Here is a 17,038-nt window from a genome sequence, read left to right as displayed (position 1 = left end):
GGCCGACCGGCACGCCGCGCGCGCGCAATGTGGCGGGTCAGAAGTCGTCGTCGAACCGTACCGTGCCGGTCACCCCCACCTGGTACGCCGAGACCCGCCGCTCGAAGAAGTTGGACAGCTCCTGCACATCCTGCAACTCCATGAAGGCGAACGGGTTCGCCGACCCGTACAGCGGCTCGATGTCGAGCTGGGCCAACCGGCGGTCCGCGACGTACTGGAGATACTCCCGCATGTCCCGCAGGGAGAGTCCGGAGACTCCGTGTTCGAGCAGGTCCTCGGCGAACTGCACCTCGCACTCGACCGCCTCGGCGAGCATCTCGCGGACCTGTCCGCGCAGCTCGTCGTCGAAGAGGTCCGGCTCCTCCCCGCGTACGGTCTCGACGACGTCGAAAGCGAAGGCCATGTGCATCGACTCGTCCCGGAACACCCAGTTGGTGCCGGAGGCGAGCCCGAGCAGCAGCCCGCGGGAGCGGAGAAAGTAGACGTACGCGAACGCCCCGTAGAAGAACAGCCCCTCGATGCAGGCGGCGAAGCAGATCAGGTTGAGCAGGAAGGCCCGGCGGTCGTCGCGGGTCTTCAGCGCACGCAGCTCGAAGACCGAGTCGATCCACCTGAAGCAGAACTCGGCCTTCCGGCGGATCGACGGGATGTTCTCGATCGCGGCGAAGGCGGCGAACCGCTCCTCGTCGTCCGGCACGTACGTGTCGAGCAGGTTGAGGTAGAACTGCACGTGCACCGCCTCCTCGAAGAGTTGGCGGGACAGGTAGAGCCGGCCCTCCGGCGAGTTGACGTGCTGGTAGAGGTTGAGCACCAGGTTGTTGGCCACGATCGTGTCGCCGGTGGCGAAGAACGCCACCAGCCGGCTGACCAGGTGCCGCTCGGCCGGGGAGAGCCGGTCCAGGTCGGCCAGGTCGGCGTGCAGGTCCACCTCCTCGACGGTCCAGGTGTTCCTGATCGCGTCCCGGAACCGGTCGAAGAAGTGCGGGTAGCGCATCGGGCGCAGGGTCAGGTCCATTCCGGGGTCGAGCAGCATGGGTCCCTCACGGTCGCTGGGGCATCGGTCGGTGGTGGCGGGGTCGGTCGTCGGGGTGGCGGCGGAGGTCACTGGCAGGCCTCGCAGGACTCCGGGTTCTCCAGCGAGCAGGCCGACACCGCGTCCGGGGAGTCCGCGCCGGGCAGCGTCACCGCGGCGAGCGCGGGTCGGGAGCCCTGCGGCACCGCGACCGTCGCCTGCTGGATCCGGGTGGCCGGGCGGGAGCGCAGGTAGTAGGTCGTCTTCAGCCCGGACTTCCAGGCGTACAGGTACATCGAGCTGAGTCGGCCGATGTCGGGCGCGGCCATGAAGAGGTTCAGCGACTGGGACTGGTCGACGTAGGGTGCCCGGGCGGCGGCCAGGTCGATCAGCGCCCGCTGCGGCAGCTCCCAGGCGGTACGGAACAGCTCGCGCACCTGCGCCGGCAGCTCCTCGATGCCCTGCACCGAGCCGTCCGCCCGCTTGATCGCGGTCCGGATCCGCTCCGTCCACAGCCCGCGTGCCTTCAGCTCCGCCACCAGGGCGGTGTTGACCTGGAGGAACTCCCCGCTCAGCGTCTCCCGCTTGAACAGGTTGGAGACCTGCGGCTCGATGCACTCGTAGCAGCCGGCGATCGACGCGATGGTGGCCGTCGGGGCGATCGCGACCAGCAGCGAGTTGCGCAGCCCGTACGCCGAGATCCGGTCGCGCAGCGCGGCCCAGCGCGCGGTCTGGCGGCCGGCCACTCCGTGCAGGTCGGGTTGGAGCTGCCCCGCCGCCGCCCGGGTCTGCGGGTACGCCGGATGGGCGCCGAACCGCTCGGCCAGCCCGGCCGAGGTCTCCAGCGCGGTCAGGTAGATCTCCTCGGCGATCCGGGTGGAGAGCTCCTTCGCGGCCGGCGAGTCGAACGGCAGCCGCAGCGCGAAGAAGACGTCCTGCAACCCCATCACACCGAGCCCGACCGGCCGCCAGCGCGGATTGCTCGCCGCCGCCTCCCGGCTCGGGTAGTAGTTGATGTCGATAACCCGGTCCAGGAAGGTCACCGCGGTCCGGACGGTCTCCCGCAGCCGTACCCAGTCGATCCCGTCCGGTGCGGCGGCTGCACCGCCCGGGTCGGCCGGGCCGGCGGCCAGGTGTGCGGCCAGGTTGACCGAACCCAGGTTGCAGACGGCGGTCTCGGTGTCGCTGGAGACCTCGAGGATCTCGGTGCAGAGGTTGGAGAGGTGCACCACGTTGCCCGACTCGGCGGTCTGGTTGCACAGCCGGTTCGAGGTGTCCTTGAAGGTCATCCAGCCGTTGCCGGTCTGGGCCAGCGTGCGCATCATCCGGCCGTAGAGGTCACGGGCCCGGACCTGGCGGACGTAGCGGCGCTGCTCCTCGGCGGCCCGGTACGCCGCATCGAACTCCGCACCCCACAGGTCGGGCAGCTCCGGCACCTCGTCCGGGTCGAACAGCGACCACGTCCCGTCCGCCTCGACCCGCCGCATGAACTCGTCGGGGATCCAGTTGGCCAGGTTCAGGTTGTGGGTCCGCCGGGCCTCCTCGCCGGTGTTGTCCCGCAGTTGCAGGAACTCCTCGACGTCCGGGTGCCACGGTTCGAGATAGACGCAGGCCGCGCCCTTGCGCCGACCGCCCTGGTTGACCGCCGCGACCGACGAGTCGAGGGTACGCAGGAACGGGACGATCCCGTTGGACGCACCGTTGGTGCCCCTGATCAACGCGCCCCGGGAGCGGACCCGGGACCAGGCGATGCCGATCCCACCGGCGAACTTGGACAGCCGCGCCACCTGCGCGTACCGGTCGTAGATCGAGTCCAGTTCGTCCCGGGGCGAGTCGACCAGATAGCAGGAGGACATCTGGGTGTGCCGGGTGCCCGAGTTGAACAGCGTCGGTGAGCTGGGCAGGTAGGCCAGCGAGGCCATCAGCCGGTAGAAGCCGATCGCCTCGTCCGGGGTACGGGACAGCCCGCAGGCGACCCGAAGCAGCCAGTACTGCGGGGTCTCCAGCACCAGCCGGTCCACCGGATGCCGCAGCAGGTACCGGTCGTAGACCGTCCGCAGCCCGAAGTACTCGAAGCGCCGGTCGGCGGCCGGGTCGACGGCGCCGTCCAGCTCGTCGGCGTGCGCCCGGACGAACTCGGCCGTCTCGTCGCCGATCAGGCCGTGCCGGTGCCCGAGTCGGATCGACTCGCTGAACGAGCCGACGCCCTGCCCCCGGACCTCCTGATCGAGGTAACCGGCGAGCAGCCGGGCAGCCAACCGGGAGTACTGGGGCTCCTCCCCGATCAGGTCGGCGGCGGTCTGCACGCAGAGCCGGTGCAGTTCGGCGGCGGTCGCCCCGTCGGGCAGGCCGTTGACCGCCCGGGTCGCCACCCGTACCGGGTCGACGTCGGGGAGGTCGTCGGCCTCGTGCCGCAGCGCGCGGGCGATCGTGGCGACGTCGGCCGTCGCGGTGCCGCCGTCGCGGTCCCGGACCCGCGGCGGTCCGGCGTCCCGGCCGGCACGGTGACCGGCGGTTCCCGACATCGTCGACCGCTCGGCGTCTCCCGGCGCTGCCCCGTTCGGCGTGGCCTCGGTGACCGTCACAACTCTCTCCTCGCGCACTCGGCTCCTCCGGTGGAGGAGCCCGCGCGGAGACGCCGACGGGCACGCGCTGGCGTACGTCGGTGGCGTCGGCCGTCCCGCGCGGCCTCGGACCGCCGCGTACGGGCTCGTACGCGGCGCGCTGGCAGGTCTTCGGACTCGTGGGCCGGCCGCGGGCGTACCCGGGTTCGCCTACTGGCCGTCGCTTCCCAGGCGGTCCGGTTTCCGGCCGGACGACCCAGTGCGTGATGACGGCGGTCGTTCCCACTCACCGCTGCGGGGCAGTCCCGGACTCCCACCGGGTTCCCTCTTGCCTCGACCGCCGGGCGGCGGCCGAACCAGCTACGATCAACACCATATATAGGGACGGCCCGAAAGTCATACCCCAAGATGTCGTGTCGGCGTGTCGACATCCTCCCGCACCCGCCATGTGACGGGTGGGGGAAGGTGGAACGAGCGGGACGGCGACGGTCGCCCGTTCCCCGCCGGCATTGACGTGGCGCGGGCCCGAGGCGCGGTCACAACGACGGGTGGTCGCCCGTCCTTTCCGCGACGCCACCGTGGCCCGCCCGCCGACCGTCGGTCCGGGTCGGCCCGATCCGACGACCTGCGGAGACATCCATGGAAATCCTGATCACCGGGGCGACCGGGCGGCTGGGCCGGGTACTCACCCCGGAGCTGGCCGGAGCCGGGCACGCCGTACGGGCCGCCGGCCGGGCGCCGGCGCCGACCGGGAAACCCGGCCCGGACCGGCCGGCCGGCGGCGAGGTGCGCCGGGTCCGGCTCGACCTGGTCACCGGGGACGGGCTACCGGCCGCGGTCGACGGGGTCGACACGGTCGTCCACCTTGCCGCCGCGCCCTACCAGGGCAGCTACACCCGCCAGGTCGACGCGGCCGGCACGCGCCGGCTGGTCGAGGCCGCCGCCCGGGCCGGGGTGCGGCACCTGGTGTACCTGTCGATCGTCGGAGCCGACCGTGTGCCGTGGCCGTACTTCCGGATCAAGATCGAGGCGGAGGCGGCGGTCGCGGCCGGCCCGGTGCCGTGGACGGTGCTCCGGGTCACCCAGTTCCACGGGTTCCTGGCCGAGGCGCTGTCCCGGCTGGCCTGGCTGCCGGTGCTGCCCGTCGATCCGGGAATCACGGCGCAGCCGGTCGACGTCGCCGACGTCGCCGCGCACCTGCGCTGGCGGGTCACCGCCGCACCCGCCGGGGCGACCGAGGAGTTCGGCGGGCCGGCGGAACTGGACGGCGGCACGCTCGTCCGGGAATGGCTGGCGGCGCGGCGGATCCGGCGTCGGATGCTCCGGCTGCCGGTGCCGGGCCGGCTCGGCCGCGCCTTCCGGGCGGGTGCGCTGGTGCCCTCGACCGGCAACCGGGGGCGGATCACCTGGCGCGAGTACCTTGCCGGCCCGTCGGAGCAGGCGGGATAGCGCAGCCGTCCGGATTCGGCGGGAGTGTGGTGTGCCCGAGGCTCACCGAACGGATTGACGCGATGATCAAGGCGAGCACCGTTCCGCAGAGCGGAACGACGAGCAGGCACAATTTCGCCGAAAAGGCCCCGGATCCGATCGCACGCGCGGCGGGGAGACAGCGCCGCGCCACCCCTGGTAACGTCGGCGACACTCGGCGTCGAATCATGGATCTCCATGTTTCCGTGCGCTGTCGTCCCTTGTACCGGCAGGTGCGCGAACAGGGAGTTGTCACTGCCCACATGAGCCGCTCAGTTCTTCTCGCGTCGCGGGTGCAGGCCGCGCCAGGCCCGGTGGTCGTCCCGGGGTCTCCGGCCGCGTCCACCCGGCCTCAGGAGGTGACGGGATGACCAGTTCGGTCGACGTACGGGACGGCTACCCCCTCTCGCCGGTCCAGCGCGGCATACTCCACCCGGCCTCCGACGAGGTGGATCCGGCGCGCGACCTCGAACAGGTACGGCTCGTCATCCGTGGCCGGCTGCGGGTCGCCGAGTTCCAGCGGGCCTGGCACCAGGTAATCGCCCGCTACGAGGTGCTGCGCACGGGCTTCGTCCGGCACGGGGCCGAGGAGCCCGTCCAGGTGGTCGTGGCCGAGCCGCCGGCACCCGAATGGCACCTCGACGACCTACGGACGATCCGGGCCTGTCAGCGCCGGCGCGGCCTCGCCGAGTTCCTCGCCGCCGACCGGGTCCGGGGTTTCACCCTGGACGACCCGCCGCTGTCCCGGTTCGCCCTGCTCCGCGTCTCCGAGACCGAGCACCTGCTGGTCTGGACGGCCCACCACCTGGTCGTCGACGGCTGGAGCCTGCCGATCCTGCTCCGCGAGGTGCTGACCGCTTACCGGGCGGCGATCGAGGGCCGGGACGCCCCGCTGCCGGCTCCGGCGCCGTTCCGGAACCACATCGCCTGGGCCGCCGCCCGCGACCTTGCCGAGGCGGAGGATTTCTGGCGCGCGGAGTTGTCCGACCGGCCCGCGTGCGGTCCACTCCAGAGCGATCCGCCGGACTGGCGGGGAGAGCCGGCGGACGCGTTCGACGAATACTCCCTCGAACTGACCAGCGAGGACACCTACCTGCTGCACGAGGCCATCGGTCAGCAGCGGATCGCACTGGGAACGGTGATCCAGGGCTGCTGGGCGAGGCTGCTGTCCGCCCGCGCCGGCACCGGCGACATCGTCATCGGTTCGACGGTCGCCGGCCGGGCGGCCGGGACGGCGGCGGAGGCCCTGGTCGGCCCGCTGACCACCACCGTGCCGGTCCGGGTCCGGATCCGGCCCGACCAGCCGGTCGGGGTGTGGCTGCGCGGGTTGCAGGCACGCCAGGCACTGGCCCGCCCGTTCGACCACGTGCCGCCGGCACTGGTCCGGTCCTGGGCCGGGCTGCCCGCCGGGGTGCCGCTGTTCGAGACCGTGCTCGACTTCGAGACGTACCCGATGGACAACGACCTGTTCACCGGTACGGCCGACGCGTCGACTCTCTCCGTACGCTTCGACGGCCGGTGGTCGGCGTCGCACCACCCGTTCAACCTGCTCGTCGTGCCTGGCGAGCGGCTCGGGCTGCACGCCAGGTACGACCTGCGCCATTTCGCGCCGGAGACGGTCGAGAGCCTGGTCACCGACCTCGCGCTTCTGCTCAGCCTGGTCGCCACGGATCCGGAGCGCCCGGTCTCGGCGCTTCGCCCGCCGGACGACGAGCCGCTGCCCACCGACTAGTGCCCAGCGCTGCCGGCGGACAGCCCTGAGCAGCGGAGCCGGCACGGCTCGACCCGGCACGCCGCGTCGTTGCGCCGAGTCGGGTCGCAGTCCTCAGGTGGCTCGGAACTGGCACCATGGGTCGGCCCGAGCGGTCGCTTCGGGCGGAAGCGCCCTCACATCGGCTTGCGATGGGCCCTGACCACCAGGTCGCGAATGCTCATCCGGGTCGAGCCGTGCCCGACGTAACGTGTCCGCGACTCCGCCACGTCGACCTCCCACAGCTTTCTGGTCAGGGAGCCGGTGACGGCGTCCAGACCGATCGACGCCCTGTCCGGAGCATGGGCCGCCGAGTGCTCATCGGCATGATCGTGGCCGACTACGAGAAGCGTGCCGTCGGAGGCGACAGCCTGGGCCAGCCGGGCAACGAACTCACCGAAGGGAATGGCGGGGTGGACGTACTGGCTGACCACCAGGTCGTACTGCTGGGGCGGTTGCCAGGTCGTCAGGTCGGCCACGACCCAGGAGATGCGTGCGGCGATGTCCGGCTCGTGGTGCGCGAAGTCCTTGGCGTCGCTGACGGCCGTCGGTGAGACGTCGACCGCGGTCACCTGCCAGCCTTGCCGGGCAAGCCAGAGCGCGTCGACTCCGCGTCCGCAGCCCGCGTCGAGGGCCGACCCGGCGGGAAGGCCCTTCACCTCGGCCACCAACTGAGGACTCGGCGAGCCGTGTTTCGCCGTGTGCTCCTGGTAGTGGCGCTCCCACCACTGCGGCCCGAACGCGGAGTCATCCGCGTGCGGCGATCCATGCTGGTCGTGGGCCTCGCTCATCGTTCTGCTCCTGGTGAAGTCGTCCGAAAGAAGCCGGTGGCAACCGCCGTGTTGCTCTTGCTTCAACGGTGACGAGGAAGCGCGATCCCAGCAACTATCCTTGCCGCTTTGGCAAGGAGGGACGTAGGGCTCCCCTGCCGGCAAGCCTCCCGGCCCCGCTGGTCCGGTCCCGGCGGCGCCGCCACCGGCGCTCCCGCGTCCCAGAATCTGGTGCCCGGGTCAGCTCCAGCGGTCGGCCGAGTGGCCCGTCGGCCCGCCCCGATCGGCAGTGGTCAGACCTCCAGAGAACCGATCTTCACGCTCGCCAGGCAGTCGACCCGGCTGCGCCGACCCCTCGTCGCGCCCCTGTTCCGACACGACAAGCCTTGTTACCAGCGGGTTTCCGGCAGCGTCCAACGACACCCCGGTAGATAACGGTCGGATCACGAGATCTTCCCAATGCGCAGTGATCTCACGTACGGTCCCCGAAAGGCAGGAGGTCAGACCTCCATCCTCATGCCTCTGAGTGTTCCGAGGTGAGCTGACTAGTGCAGGAACGTGCTTCCCGCTATACGGGATACCGGTCGTTCGACTATCTGACCCCACAGGTCGACTTCAAGGTGTTCGACCTCGCCCCACAACTCGGTCGGGTGCCCGCGCACGACCTCGGCCTGACTGACGAGCAGTCCGACCGGGTCGCCCGGCTGCTGCGCGAGCACGCCGCGATCTCGCTGCACGAGCACCCGAAGATCCTGCCTGCCGACGTGACGCAGTTGCGGGACTACAACCGGACCGGGCGCAACTCCTTCGGCTTCGAGGGCCTGGCCCGGTCCGGCATGACCGCGGTGTTCGACAACTTCATGAACGGCACCGGCTGCGTGACCAGCGAGCACGCCTGGAAGTGGGACGACGTCATCTACGACATCGGGCTGCGCTTCGCCGACATCGCCAAGCAGGACTACGTGGTCGTGGCGACCACCCTGGAGGAGATCTTCACCGCCAAGCGGAACGGCCAGCTCGCCCTGGTGGCCGGGCTGGAGGCGGCCACGATGATCGAGAACGAACTGGACCGGATCGACATCCTGTACGGCTTCGGCGTACGCCAGATGGGCATCGCGTACAGCCAGGCCAACATGCTCGGCTCGGGGCTCTCCGAGGACCGGGACGGCGGGCTGACCCACTTCGGCCGGCGCGCCGTCGACCGGATGAACAAGCTCGGCATCGCCATCGACGTCTCGCACTCCGGCGACCAGACCTCGCTGGACGTGATCGAGGCGAGCCGGGTACCGGTCTTCATCACCCACGCCGGCGCCCGCGCGGTCTGGAACACCCCCCGGATGAAGCCGGACGACGTCATCCGGGCCTGCGCCGAGCGGGGTGGGGTGATCGGCATCGAGGCCGCCCCGCACACCACGCTCTCGCAGGCGCATCCGCACCACTCGATCGAGTCAGTGATGGACCACTTCGTCTACTGCGTCGAACTGGTCGGCATCGACCACGTGGCGTTCGGCCCGGACACCAACTTCGGTGACCACGTCGGGCTGCACGACAGCTTCACCGGCCACCTGGCGATCGGCAAGGCGCACGGCGCCGTCGACCACCCCCGGGTGCCGTACGTCTCCGGCCTGGAGAACCCGGCCGAGTGCTTCAGCAACATCGTCGGCTGGCTGGTCACGCACGGCTACTCCGACGACGAGATCGCCAAGGTCATCGGCGGCAACATCATTCGCGTTCTTCGGGAGGTTTGGTGAGCAGGACCATTTCCGGCCGTACCCGCCGGTGGCGGGTCGCCGTCACGCTCGGCGCGGCGGCCGCGCTCGGCCTGTCCGGGTGCGGGCTCAACGAGGGCAACTCGTCGTCCGGGGACAGCTCCGGCGGCGGCGACGTACTGCGGATCGGCACCACCACCGACGTGTCGAACTTCAACCCGCTCCAGTCACTGAGCAAGACCGACTCCTGGATCCTCAACGCGATGTACCCGCACCTGCTGCGGATCGACGCCAACGCCAAGAAGGCGCCGGAGCTGGCCAAGGAGTACAGCTACGAGAACGGCGGCAAGACCGCGGTCTTCCGGCTGCGCGACGACTTCACCTGGACCGACGGCAAGCCGGTGGTGGCCGAGGACGTCAAGTTCAGCGCTGAATCGATCATGAAGTACAAGCTCGGCAACGTGGCCGCCAAGCTGACCTGGGTCACCTCGATCGAGGCACCCGACCCGACCACGGTGAAGTTCCACCTCTCCCAGCCGTACGCGCCGTTCGCCGAGGGCGTCGGGTTCTGGATGTCGATCGTGCCGAAGCACGTCTTCTCCTCCGCCGGTGACCTGTCGAAGTTCGCCAACGACTCCAACTGGGTCGGTGCCGGGCCGTTCGTACTGGAGAGCGCCACCAAGGGCCAGCGGTACGTGATGAAGCGCAACGACAAGTACCCGCTGGCGCCCGGTGGCAAGCCGGCGGTCGGCAAGGTCGAGTTCCGGCTCTACCCGGACGTCAACACGATGATGCTGGCGCTGCGCAACGGCGACATCGACCTGATGGGCACCCCGGTGCCGGCGTCCGCGGCGAAGACCTTCGCCAACGACTCGAAGATCAAGCTGACCAAGGTCGGTGCGCTCGGCTTCGCCCACCTGACCTACAACATGAACAACAAGGACCTGGCCAAGCAGGAGGTCCGGCAGGCGCTGTCGATGGCGGTGGACACCAAGTCGATCATCTCGTCGGTGCTCCAGGGCGATGCCAAGGAGATGTCCGGACCGATCTCGCCGATCTTCGCCGACTACGACAACACCGAGATCCAGCCGTACCCGTTCGACCCGGCCGGGGCGAAGGCCAAGCTGGCCGCGGCCGGTTACTCCGACGGCAACGGTGACGGCCTCTTCGACGGCCTGGACCTCGGCGTCGCCTGCGACCAGTCGAACGCCAACCTCACCCGGGTGGTGCAGCTCTTCCGGGAGAGCGCGGCGAAGGCCGGCATCAAGCTGACCAACGAGTGCGTGGAGCGGAACACCTTCCTCTCCCGCACCAAGGACGGCGAGTACGACATCGACGCGTCCCAGTGGGGCGTCTTCGACAACCCGATGGACCAACTCCGCAGCACCTACCTCTCCAGCAACCCGGGCGGGATCAACTACAACCTGCTCAAGTCGCCGGAGATGGACCAGCTCATCAACGACGCGGCGGCCACCACCGATCCGGCGGCGTTCGCCACGAAGATCAAGAACATCGACAAGGTGGTACACGAGCAGGCGTACCTGACGCCGCTCTACGTGGAGAACTTCCAGTTCGCCTACAACGCCAGCAAGTTCACCGGCTTCGTGGCCTCGCCGTCCGACCTGCTCGGCATGGTCACCGCGTACTCGCTGGCCCAGGTCAAGCCGGTCGGCTGACCGGCGCGACGAGGTAGAAGGGAGGGGTCCCCCACGTGGCACGCTTCGTGCTCAACCGGGCGCTGAAGGCCGTACTGACCGTCTGGATAGCGATCACCGCGACGTTCTTCCTGCTCCGGTTGCTGCCGGGGGACCCCACGACCCTGATGGTCGAGGGGGACATGACGCCGGAGATGCGGGCGGCGCTGCTCGAGACGTACGGGCTGGACCGGCCGCTGCTGGAACAGTACGTCTCGTACCTGCGCGAACTGCTGCACGGCAACTTCGGCATCTCGTTCCGGCAGATCCAGCCGGTCGCCGACATCCTGCTCGACCGGCTGCCCTGGACCCTGCTGCTGGCCGGGGTGGCGTTCCTACTCACCATCGCCGTCGGCATCCCGATCGGGGTGTCCGCAGCCGCGCACCGGGGCCGCTGGCCGGACAAGCTGCTCCAGGGCTTCGGCATCGCCGGGCACGCCCTCTTCGTGCCCAGCGTGGCGATGCTGCTGCTGGTCTGGCTCGGCGCCCGGCTCGGCTGGTTTCCGATCGGCGGGGCGATCGACCCGGACACCCGGGGCGTGGCGGCGTACCTGAGCCTGGCGCACCACCTGGTGCTGCCGGTCGCGTCGCTGGTGCTGGTGCAGCTCGGCCCGTACGCGCTGACCCTGCGGACCAACCTGATCGACGTACTCGGCGAGGACTACATCCGGGCGGCCCGGGCGCGGGGCCTGTCCGCCCGGCGCCGACTGTGGAAACACGGCCTGCGCAACGCGATCCTGCCGGCGCTGACCCTGATGGGGCTGCAACTCGGCACCCTGGTCGGCGGCGCCGTGCTGACCGAGACCGTCTTCGCCTATCCCGGCGTCGGCCGGCTGATCTACGAGGCGGTCGGACAACGCGACTATCCCGTCCTGCAAGGAGCGTTCATCATGCTCGCCATCACCGTGGTGGTCGCCAACGCGCTCACCGACCTGCTCTACGCGGTGCTCAACCCCAGGATCCGGCTGTGAGCCCAAGGAGCGAGCGTTCCGGGGCGGCTCGGGTGGGACCGAAGGTTTCCCGGGCCGCCCGGGCGGGACGCGGCGGAGCGGAAACCTCCACAGGTCGCGGCGGAATGCGAGGAGAGCCGGGTTTGCGAGCCCCGCAGTCACGAGCGAAAGAGGCACAGCCATGAGTGCGCCACTGGTGACCGAGGCGGAGGCGACCGCTCCGACCGCGGAGCCGGCGATCGGCGCCCGGTCGGCCTGGCGGACGTTCTTCCGGCAGCCGTCCGGGCTGCTCGCCGCGGCGGTGCTGGTCGTGATGGTGCTGCTCGCGGCCTTCGCGCCGCTGATCGCCGACGAACCGGGCGGGACCAGCCCGGACGTGCTGCGGTCGCCGTCCGGCGCGCACCTGTTCGGCACCGACGATCTCGGGCAGGACATCTTCGCCCAGGTGGTCTGGGGCACCAGGACCAGCCTGCTGATCGGGGTGGCGGCCTCGCTGATCGCCATCGTGCTGGGTACGGCGATCGGGCTCGCCTCGGCCTACTTCCGCCGGGTCGACGCGGTCGGCACGGTCGTCACCGACGTGATGCTGGCACTGCCCACGCTGCCCCTGATGATCATGCTGGCCGCGATCGTCAACCCGAGCGTCTGGACGCTGACGCTGATCATCGGCGTCTTCGCCTGGCCCGAGGTGGCCCGGCTGATCCGCTCGCAGGGGCTGGTGGTCAGCGCGATGCCGTACATCGACGGTGCCCGGGTACTCGGCGCCAGCGGATGGCGGATCGTCACCCGGGAGATCCTGCCGGCGGTGGTCCCGCTGATCGTGGTCAGCGTGCTGCTCACCGCGTCCCGGGCGGTCATCTCCGAGGCCGGGCTGAGCTTCCTCGGCCTCGGTGACCCGGACGCCTGGTCGTGGGGGCGGATCCTGCTCAATGCCCAGCGCAGCGGGGTGGTGGCCATCGCCTGGTGGCAGACCCTCTTCCCGTCGCTGGCCATCCTGCTGCTGGTGCTCGCCGCGACGGTCGCCGGCATGCGGTTCAACGACATCCGAGACCCCCGCCGGAACGGAGGCTGACCCGTGCGTCTGCCCGACAGTTTCTACTCGTCCGTCCGGGCCCGGCTCGCCGACGCGCTCGACGTACGCGGCCTCGACGGGTTCCTGGCCACCTCCCCGGCCGACGTGGCGTTCCTGTCCGGGTTCTTCTACATCGCCACCGAACGGCCGGTCTACCTCTGGATGCCCCGCGACGGCGACCCGCTGCTGGTGATCCCCCGACTCGACGAGGAGTACGCCGCCGGGCAGGGCGTCGGCGTCGAGACGGTCAGCTACGTCGAGTTCCCCGGGGTGGTGAGCGCCGAACAGACCCTCGGCACGGCGCTGTCCGGCCGGCGGGCGAAGCAGGTCGGGGTGAGCGCGGGGCTGTCGATCGGGGCGTACCGGGCGCTGTCCCGGGCGCTCGGCGGGAGCACGCTGGTCACCACCGACGCGGTGGCGAAGCTGCGGCTGCGCAAATTTCCCGAGGAGATCCCGTGCCACGAGGCGGCGGCGCGGATCTGCGACGAGATGCTCGCCGCCGGCCGGGAACTGATCGCGGACGCGCTGCGCCGGGGAGCCGCACTCCCCCGCGAGGACGAGATCGCCCGGCACGTCATCGGGTACGGCACCGACCGGATGTACGCCGACTACGACCTGGTGGTCTACACCACCAAACTGGCCGGCGGGCTGGTCTACGCCGGCCCGAACTCGGCGCTGCCGCACGGCCTGCCGACCCGGCGGCGGGTCCGGCCCGGCGACACCCTGATCCTCTCCCTCGGCGCGGCGGTGGCCAGCCGGTTCGTGGAGAGCGAGCGCACCTTCGTCGTCGGCGAGCCGACCCCGGAACAGCGGCGCTACTACGAGGCGGACCGGGAGGCGCAGGAGGTGGGCACCGAGGCGATGCGGGCCGGCCGGACCTGCGCCGAGGTGAACAAGATCTGCCTGGACGTGCTGCGCGGGCACGGTCTGGGCGACTACATCCGGCACCGGCAGGGGCACGGCATCGGGTTGCAGAACCACGAGGCGCCCTGGGTGGAGGACGGCGACCACACCGTGCTGGAACCCGGGATGCTGCTCTCCAGCGAGCCCGGCGTCTACGTACCCGGGCACGCCGGCTACCGGATCTCCGACACCGTACTGGTCGAGGAGGCCGGGCCGCGCCGGCTGACCGGCTATCCGCGCGATCTCGCATCCAACATCATCGAGGAGGTCCGATGACGGTCGACAACTCGTCCGACTTTTCCGGCCGGCTGACGATCAACGGTGCCGAGCTGGTCGTCGAGGCGTTCGGACCGGTCGACGCACCGGCGATGATCGTGCACCACGGCGCGCCCGGGCTCGGCTCCCGGTCCGAGCCGAAGCGGTCGTTCGGGCCGTTCGCCGACCGGTACCGGGTGATCGTCTTCGACGCACGCGGCTCCGGGGAGTCCAGCGACGACGAGCCGTTCACCCACGCCCAGTGGGTCGCCGACGTCGACGCGATCCGGGAGTACTTTGGCTACGAGCGGATCGTGATGGCCGGCGGGTCGTACGGCGGCTTCATCTCCCTCGAATACGCCGTCGCACATCCGGACCGGGTCGCCGCGCTGATCCTGCGGGACACCGCCGCCGACAGCGGGCACAACGAACTCGCGGTCGAGAAGGCCAGGAACACCGACCGGACGGTGATCCCGCAGTGGGCGATCGACCGGATCGGCACCGGCCGGTTCGAGAGCAACGAGCAGCTCCGGGAGTACTGGAAGGCGATCCTGCCGCTCTACGATCACCGGCACGACCCGGCCAAGGACGCCGCGAAGCTGCACGCGACCCGGTTCCACTACCGGACCCACAACGCCGCGTTCGGGCAGAACATGCCGCGCTACGACCTGAAGCCGCAGCTTCCCTCGATCACCTGCCCGACCCTGGTCACCGTCGGCCGGCACGACTGGCGTACTCCGGTGGCCGCCTCGCAGGTGATCGCCGACCTGATCCCGAACGCCGAACTGGTGGTCTTCGAGCACTCCGGGCACTCGCCGCAACTGGAGGAGCCGGAGCTGTTCCAGCGGACCGTGCGGGACTTCCTCGACTCGGCCGGGATCCGGTAATGGCCCTGCTGGAGGTGGAGGAGCTGCGGGTCAGCTTCCCCGGGCCGGGCGGCGGCACCGGGTCGGCCGGCGCGGTGCACGCGGTCAACGGGGTGTCGCTGGCCCTGGAGTCCGGCCGGACCCTGGCGATCCTCGGCGAGTCCGGCTCCGGCAAGAGCGTCACCGCGCAGGCGGTGATGGGGATCCTCGACATGCCGCCGGCCCGGGTCAGCGGCTCGGTCCGGCTGCGCGGCCGGGAGCTGCTGACCCTGACCCCGAAACAGCGGGACCGGGTCAGCGGCGAGGAGATCGGCATGGTCTTCCAGGACGCGATGGCCGCGCTCAACCCGGTCTACCCGGTCGGCGAGCAGCTCGGCGAACTGCTCCGGGTCCGCCGGGGGCTCTCCCGATCGCAGGCGCGCAGGCGCGCCGTCGAGCTGATCGACCGGGTGCACATCCCGGCCGCGAAGGACCGGGTACGCGACTATCCGCACCAGTTCTCCGGCGGGATGCGGCAACGCATCATGATCGCGCTGGCCATCGCGCTGGAGCCGGACGTGCTGATCGCCGACGAGCCGACCACGGCGCTGGACGTGACCGTGCAGGCGCAGGTGATGGAGCTGATCGCGGAGATCCAGCGGGACAGCGGGATGGCACTGCTACTGATCACCCACGACCTGGGCGTGGTGGCCGAGGTTGCCGACGACGTGGCGGTGATGTACGCCGGCCGGATCGTCGAACGGGCCACCGTGCAGCAGATCTTCGCCGGTCCGGCGCACCCGTACACCGAGGGGCTGCTCGCCTCGATGCCCCGGATCGACCGGCGCGACGAGGAGCTGTACGCCATCCCCGGCGCCCCGCCGAACCCGGCCCGGCTGCCCAGCGGGTGCCCGTTCCACCTGCGCTGCCCGCGCGCCGACGACGTCTGCCGGGCCACGCTGCCGGCGCTGGAGCCGCTGCCCGAGGGCCGCGCCAGCGCCTGCCACCACCGGGAGGAGTTGCTGCATGTCCGCAGATGACGACCTGGTGCTGCGGGTCGACAACCTGGTCCGGCACTTTCCGGTGAAGGGGAGGCTGCCGTTCACCTCCGGTGGGGTGGTCAAGGCCGTCGACGGGGTCTCCTTCACGCTGCGCCGGGGCGAGACGCTCGGCATCGTCGGCGAGTCCGGCTGCGGCAAGAGCACCCTGGCCCGGATGCTGGTCGGGCTGGAGCGGCCGACCGCAGGCGAGGTGCGCTTCGGCGACGCGGTGGTGCACGCCGCCCGGGGGCGGGACCTGCGGGCGCTGCGCCGGCGGATCCAGATCGTGCTCCAGGACCCCTACACCTCGCTGAACCCGCGCCGGACGATCCGGGAGATCCTGCTCCAGCCGTTCGAGATCCACCCCGACGTGCTGGACCGCAGGCGCCGGCTGGACCGGGTGAAGGAGCTGCTCGACCTGGTCGGGCTCGACCCGAGCGTGCACCTGGACCGCTATCCGCACCAGTTCTCCGGCGGGCAGCGGCAGCGGATCGGCATCGCCCGGGCACTGGCCCTGCAACCCGACGTGATCGTCTGCGACGAGCCGGTCTCCGCGCTCGACGTCTCGGTCCAGGCCCAGGTGGTCAACCTGCTGGAACGGCTCCAGCGGGAGCTGGGCGTGGCGTACGTCTTCATCGCGCACGACCTGTCGGTGGTCCGGCACATCTCCGACCGGGTGGCGGTGATGTACCTCGGCAAGCTGGTGGAGAGCGGCCCCGAGCCGATGCTGTACGACGCGCCGGCCCATCCGTACACCAAGGCACTGCTGTCGGCGGTGCCGGTCCCCGAGCCGGTCGGCCGGGCGGAGCGGACACGGATTCTCCTCACCGGCGATCCGCCCAGCCCGGTCGACCCGCCATCCGGCTGCCGGTTCCGCACCCGCTGCTGGCAGGCGACCGAGACCTGTGCCATCACCGAACCACCGCTGGCCGGCGGCGACCGCGCGGTCGCCTGCCACTACCCGCTGGCCGCCGCCTAGCCACGCACCGTTCCGTCGCGTAAGGAGA

Annotated in this window: 13 protein-coding genes and 1 riboswitch; of the genes, 10 read left to right on the top strand and 3 right to left on the bottom strand. The window is 70.7% G+C overall.

Annotation, left to right across the window (positions count from 1 at the left end; all coding sequences use genetic code 11):
• Positions 1-37: 37 nt before the first annotated feature.
• Together ACSMXO_RS18945 and ACSMXO_RS18940 are read right to left on the bottom strand one after the other, a co-directional pair.
• Positions 38-1,033 (bottom strand): ribonucleotide-diphosphate reductase subunit beta, encoded by a 996-nt coding sequence (locus ACSMXO_RS18945; RefSeq protein ID WP_455418776.1) that lies wholly within the window; start codon positions 1,031-1,033, stop codon positions 38-40.
• 68 nt (positions 1,034-1,101) lie between these two features.
• Positions 1,102-3,537: a ribonucleoside-diphosphate reductase subunit alpha gene (locus tag ACSMXO_RS18940; RefSeq protein WP_455419259.1), complete on the bottom strand. Its 2,436-nt coding sequence runs from the start codon at positions 3,535-3,537 to the stop codon at positions 1,102-1,104.
• 184 nt (positions 3,538-3,721) lie between these two features.
• Positions 3,722-3,952: riboswitch (cobalamin riboswitch) on the bottom strand.
• 263 nt (positions 3,953-4,215) lie between these two features.
• On the opposite strand from ACSMXO_RS18940, the gene ACSMXO_RS18935 reads away from it, so the two are divergent.
• Both ACSMXO_RS18935 and ACSMXO_RS18930 read left to right on the top strand, forming a co-directional pair.
• Entirely contained in the window at positions 4,216-5,025 is an 810-nt protein-coding gene (locus ACSMXO_RS18935; protein WP_455418775.1) for an SDR family oxidoreductase, read from the top strand.
• A 385-nt stretch (positions 5,026-5,410) separates the two neighbouring features.
• A complete protein-coding gene (locus tag ACSMXO_RS18930) occupies positions 5,411-6,775 on the top strand; it encodes a condensation domain-containing protein (protein ID WP_346257387.1) in 1,365 nt (454 codons plus the stop codon).
• A 155-nt stretch (positions 6,776-6,930) separates the two neighbouring features.
• On the opposite strand, the gene ACSMXO_RS18925 is transcribed toward ACSMXO_RS18930, so the two are convergent.
• Complete coding sequence (locus tag ACSMXO_RS18925; protein WP_455418774.1) at positions 6,931-7,584, bottom strand: class I SAM-dependent methyltransferase; 654 nt, start codon at positions 7,582-7,584, stop codon at positions 6,931-6,933.
• Positions 7,585-8,111: 527 nt separating this feature from the next.
• On the opposite strand from ACSMXO_RS18925, the gene ACSMXO_RS18920 reads away from it, so the two are divergent.
• The 8 genes from ACSMXO_RS18920 to ACSMXO_RS18885 all read left to right on the top strand — a co-directional run bounded on the left by ACSMXO_RS18920 (position 8,112) and on the right by ACSMXO_RS18885 (position 17,010).
• The gene (locus tag ACSMXO_RS18920) at positions 8,112-9,314 is read left to right on the top strand and encodes a dipeptidase (RefSeq protein WP_346257385.1); all 1,203 of its coding nucleotides are present in this window, start codon (positions 8,112-8,114) and stop codon (positions 9,312-9,314) included.
• Positions 9,311-10,948: an ABC transporter substrate-binding protein gene (locus ACSMXO_RS18915; protein WP_455418773.1), complete on the top strand. Its 1,638-nt coding sequence runs from the start codon at positions 9,311-9,313 to the stop codon at positions 10,946-10,948. Before ACSMXO_RS18920 ends, ACSMXO_RS18915 begins: the two co-directional genes overlap by 4 nt.
• Before the next feature lie 35 nt (positions 10,949-10,983).
• Entirely contained in the window at positions 10,984-11,937 is a 954-nt protein-coding gene (locus tag ACSMXO_RS18910) for an ABC transporter permease (RefSeq protein ID WP_346257383.1), read from the top strand.
• A 160-nt stretch (positions 11,938-12,097) separates the two neighbouring features.
• Entirely contained in the window at positions 12,098-12,988 is an 891-nt protein-coding gene (locus ACSMXO_RS18905) for an ABC transporter permease (RefSeq protein ID WP_346257382.1), read from the top strand.
• 3 nt (positions 12,989-12,991) lie between these two features.
• Positions 12,992-14,167, top strand: a complete 1,176-nt coding sequence (locus tag ACSMXO_RS18900; protein WP_455418772.1) for a M24 family metallopeptidase — start codon at positions 12,992-12,994, stop codon at positions 14,165-14,167.
• Entirely contained in the window at positions 14,164-15,033 is an 870-nt protein-coding gene (locus ACSMXO_RS18895; RefSeq protein ID WP_346257380.1) for an alpha/beta fold hydrolase, read from the top strand. Before ACSMXO_RS18900 ends, ACSMXO_RS18895 begins: the two co-directional genes overlap by 4 nt.
• Positions 15,033-16,031, top strand: coding sequence for an ABC transporter ATP-binding protein (locus ACSMXO_RS18890; RefSeq protein WP_455418771.1), 999 nt, complete (start codon positions 15,033-15,035; stop codon positions 16,029-16,031). The genes ACSMXO_RS18895 and ACSMXO_RS18890 overlap by 1 nt, the downstream gene beginning before the upstream one ends.
• A complete protein-coding gene (locus tag ACSMXO_RS18885) occupies positions 16,018-17,010 on the top strand; it encodes an ABC transporter ATP-binding protein (RefSeq protein WP_346257378.1) in 993 nt (330 codons plus the stop codon). The genes ACSMXO_RS18890 and ACSMXO_RS18885 overlap by 14 nt, the downstream gene beginning before the upstream one ends.
• Positions 17,011-17,038: the final 28 nt, after the last annotated feature.

The sequence above is a fragment of the Plantactinospora sp. DSM 117369 genome, from assembly GCF_053764795.1.
Note: the sequence above shows the minus strand (reverse complement) of the source record. Positions and strands in the feature narration are given on the sequence as shown.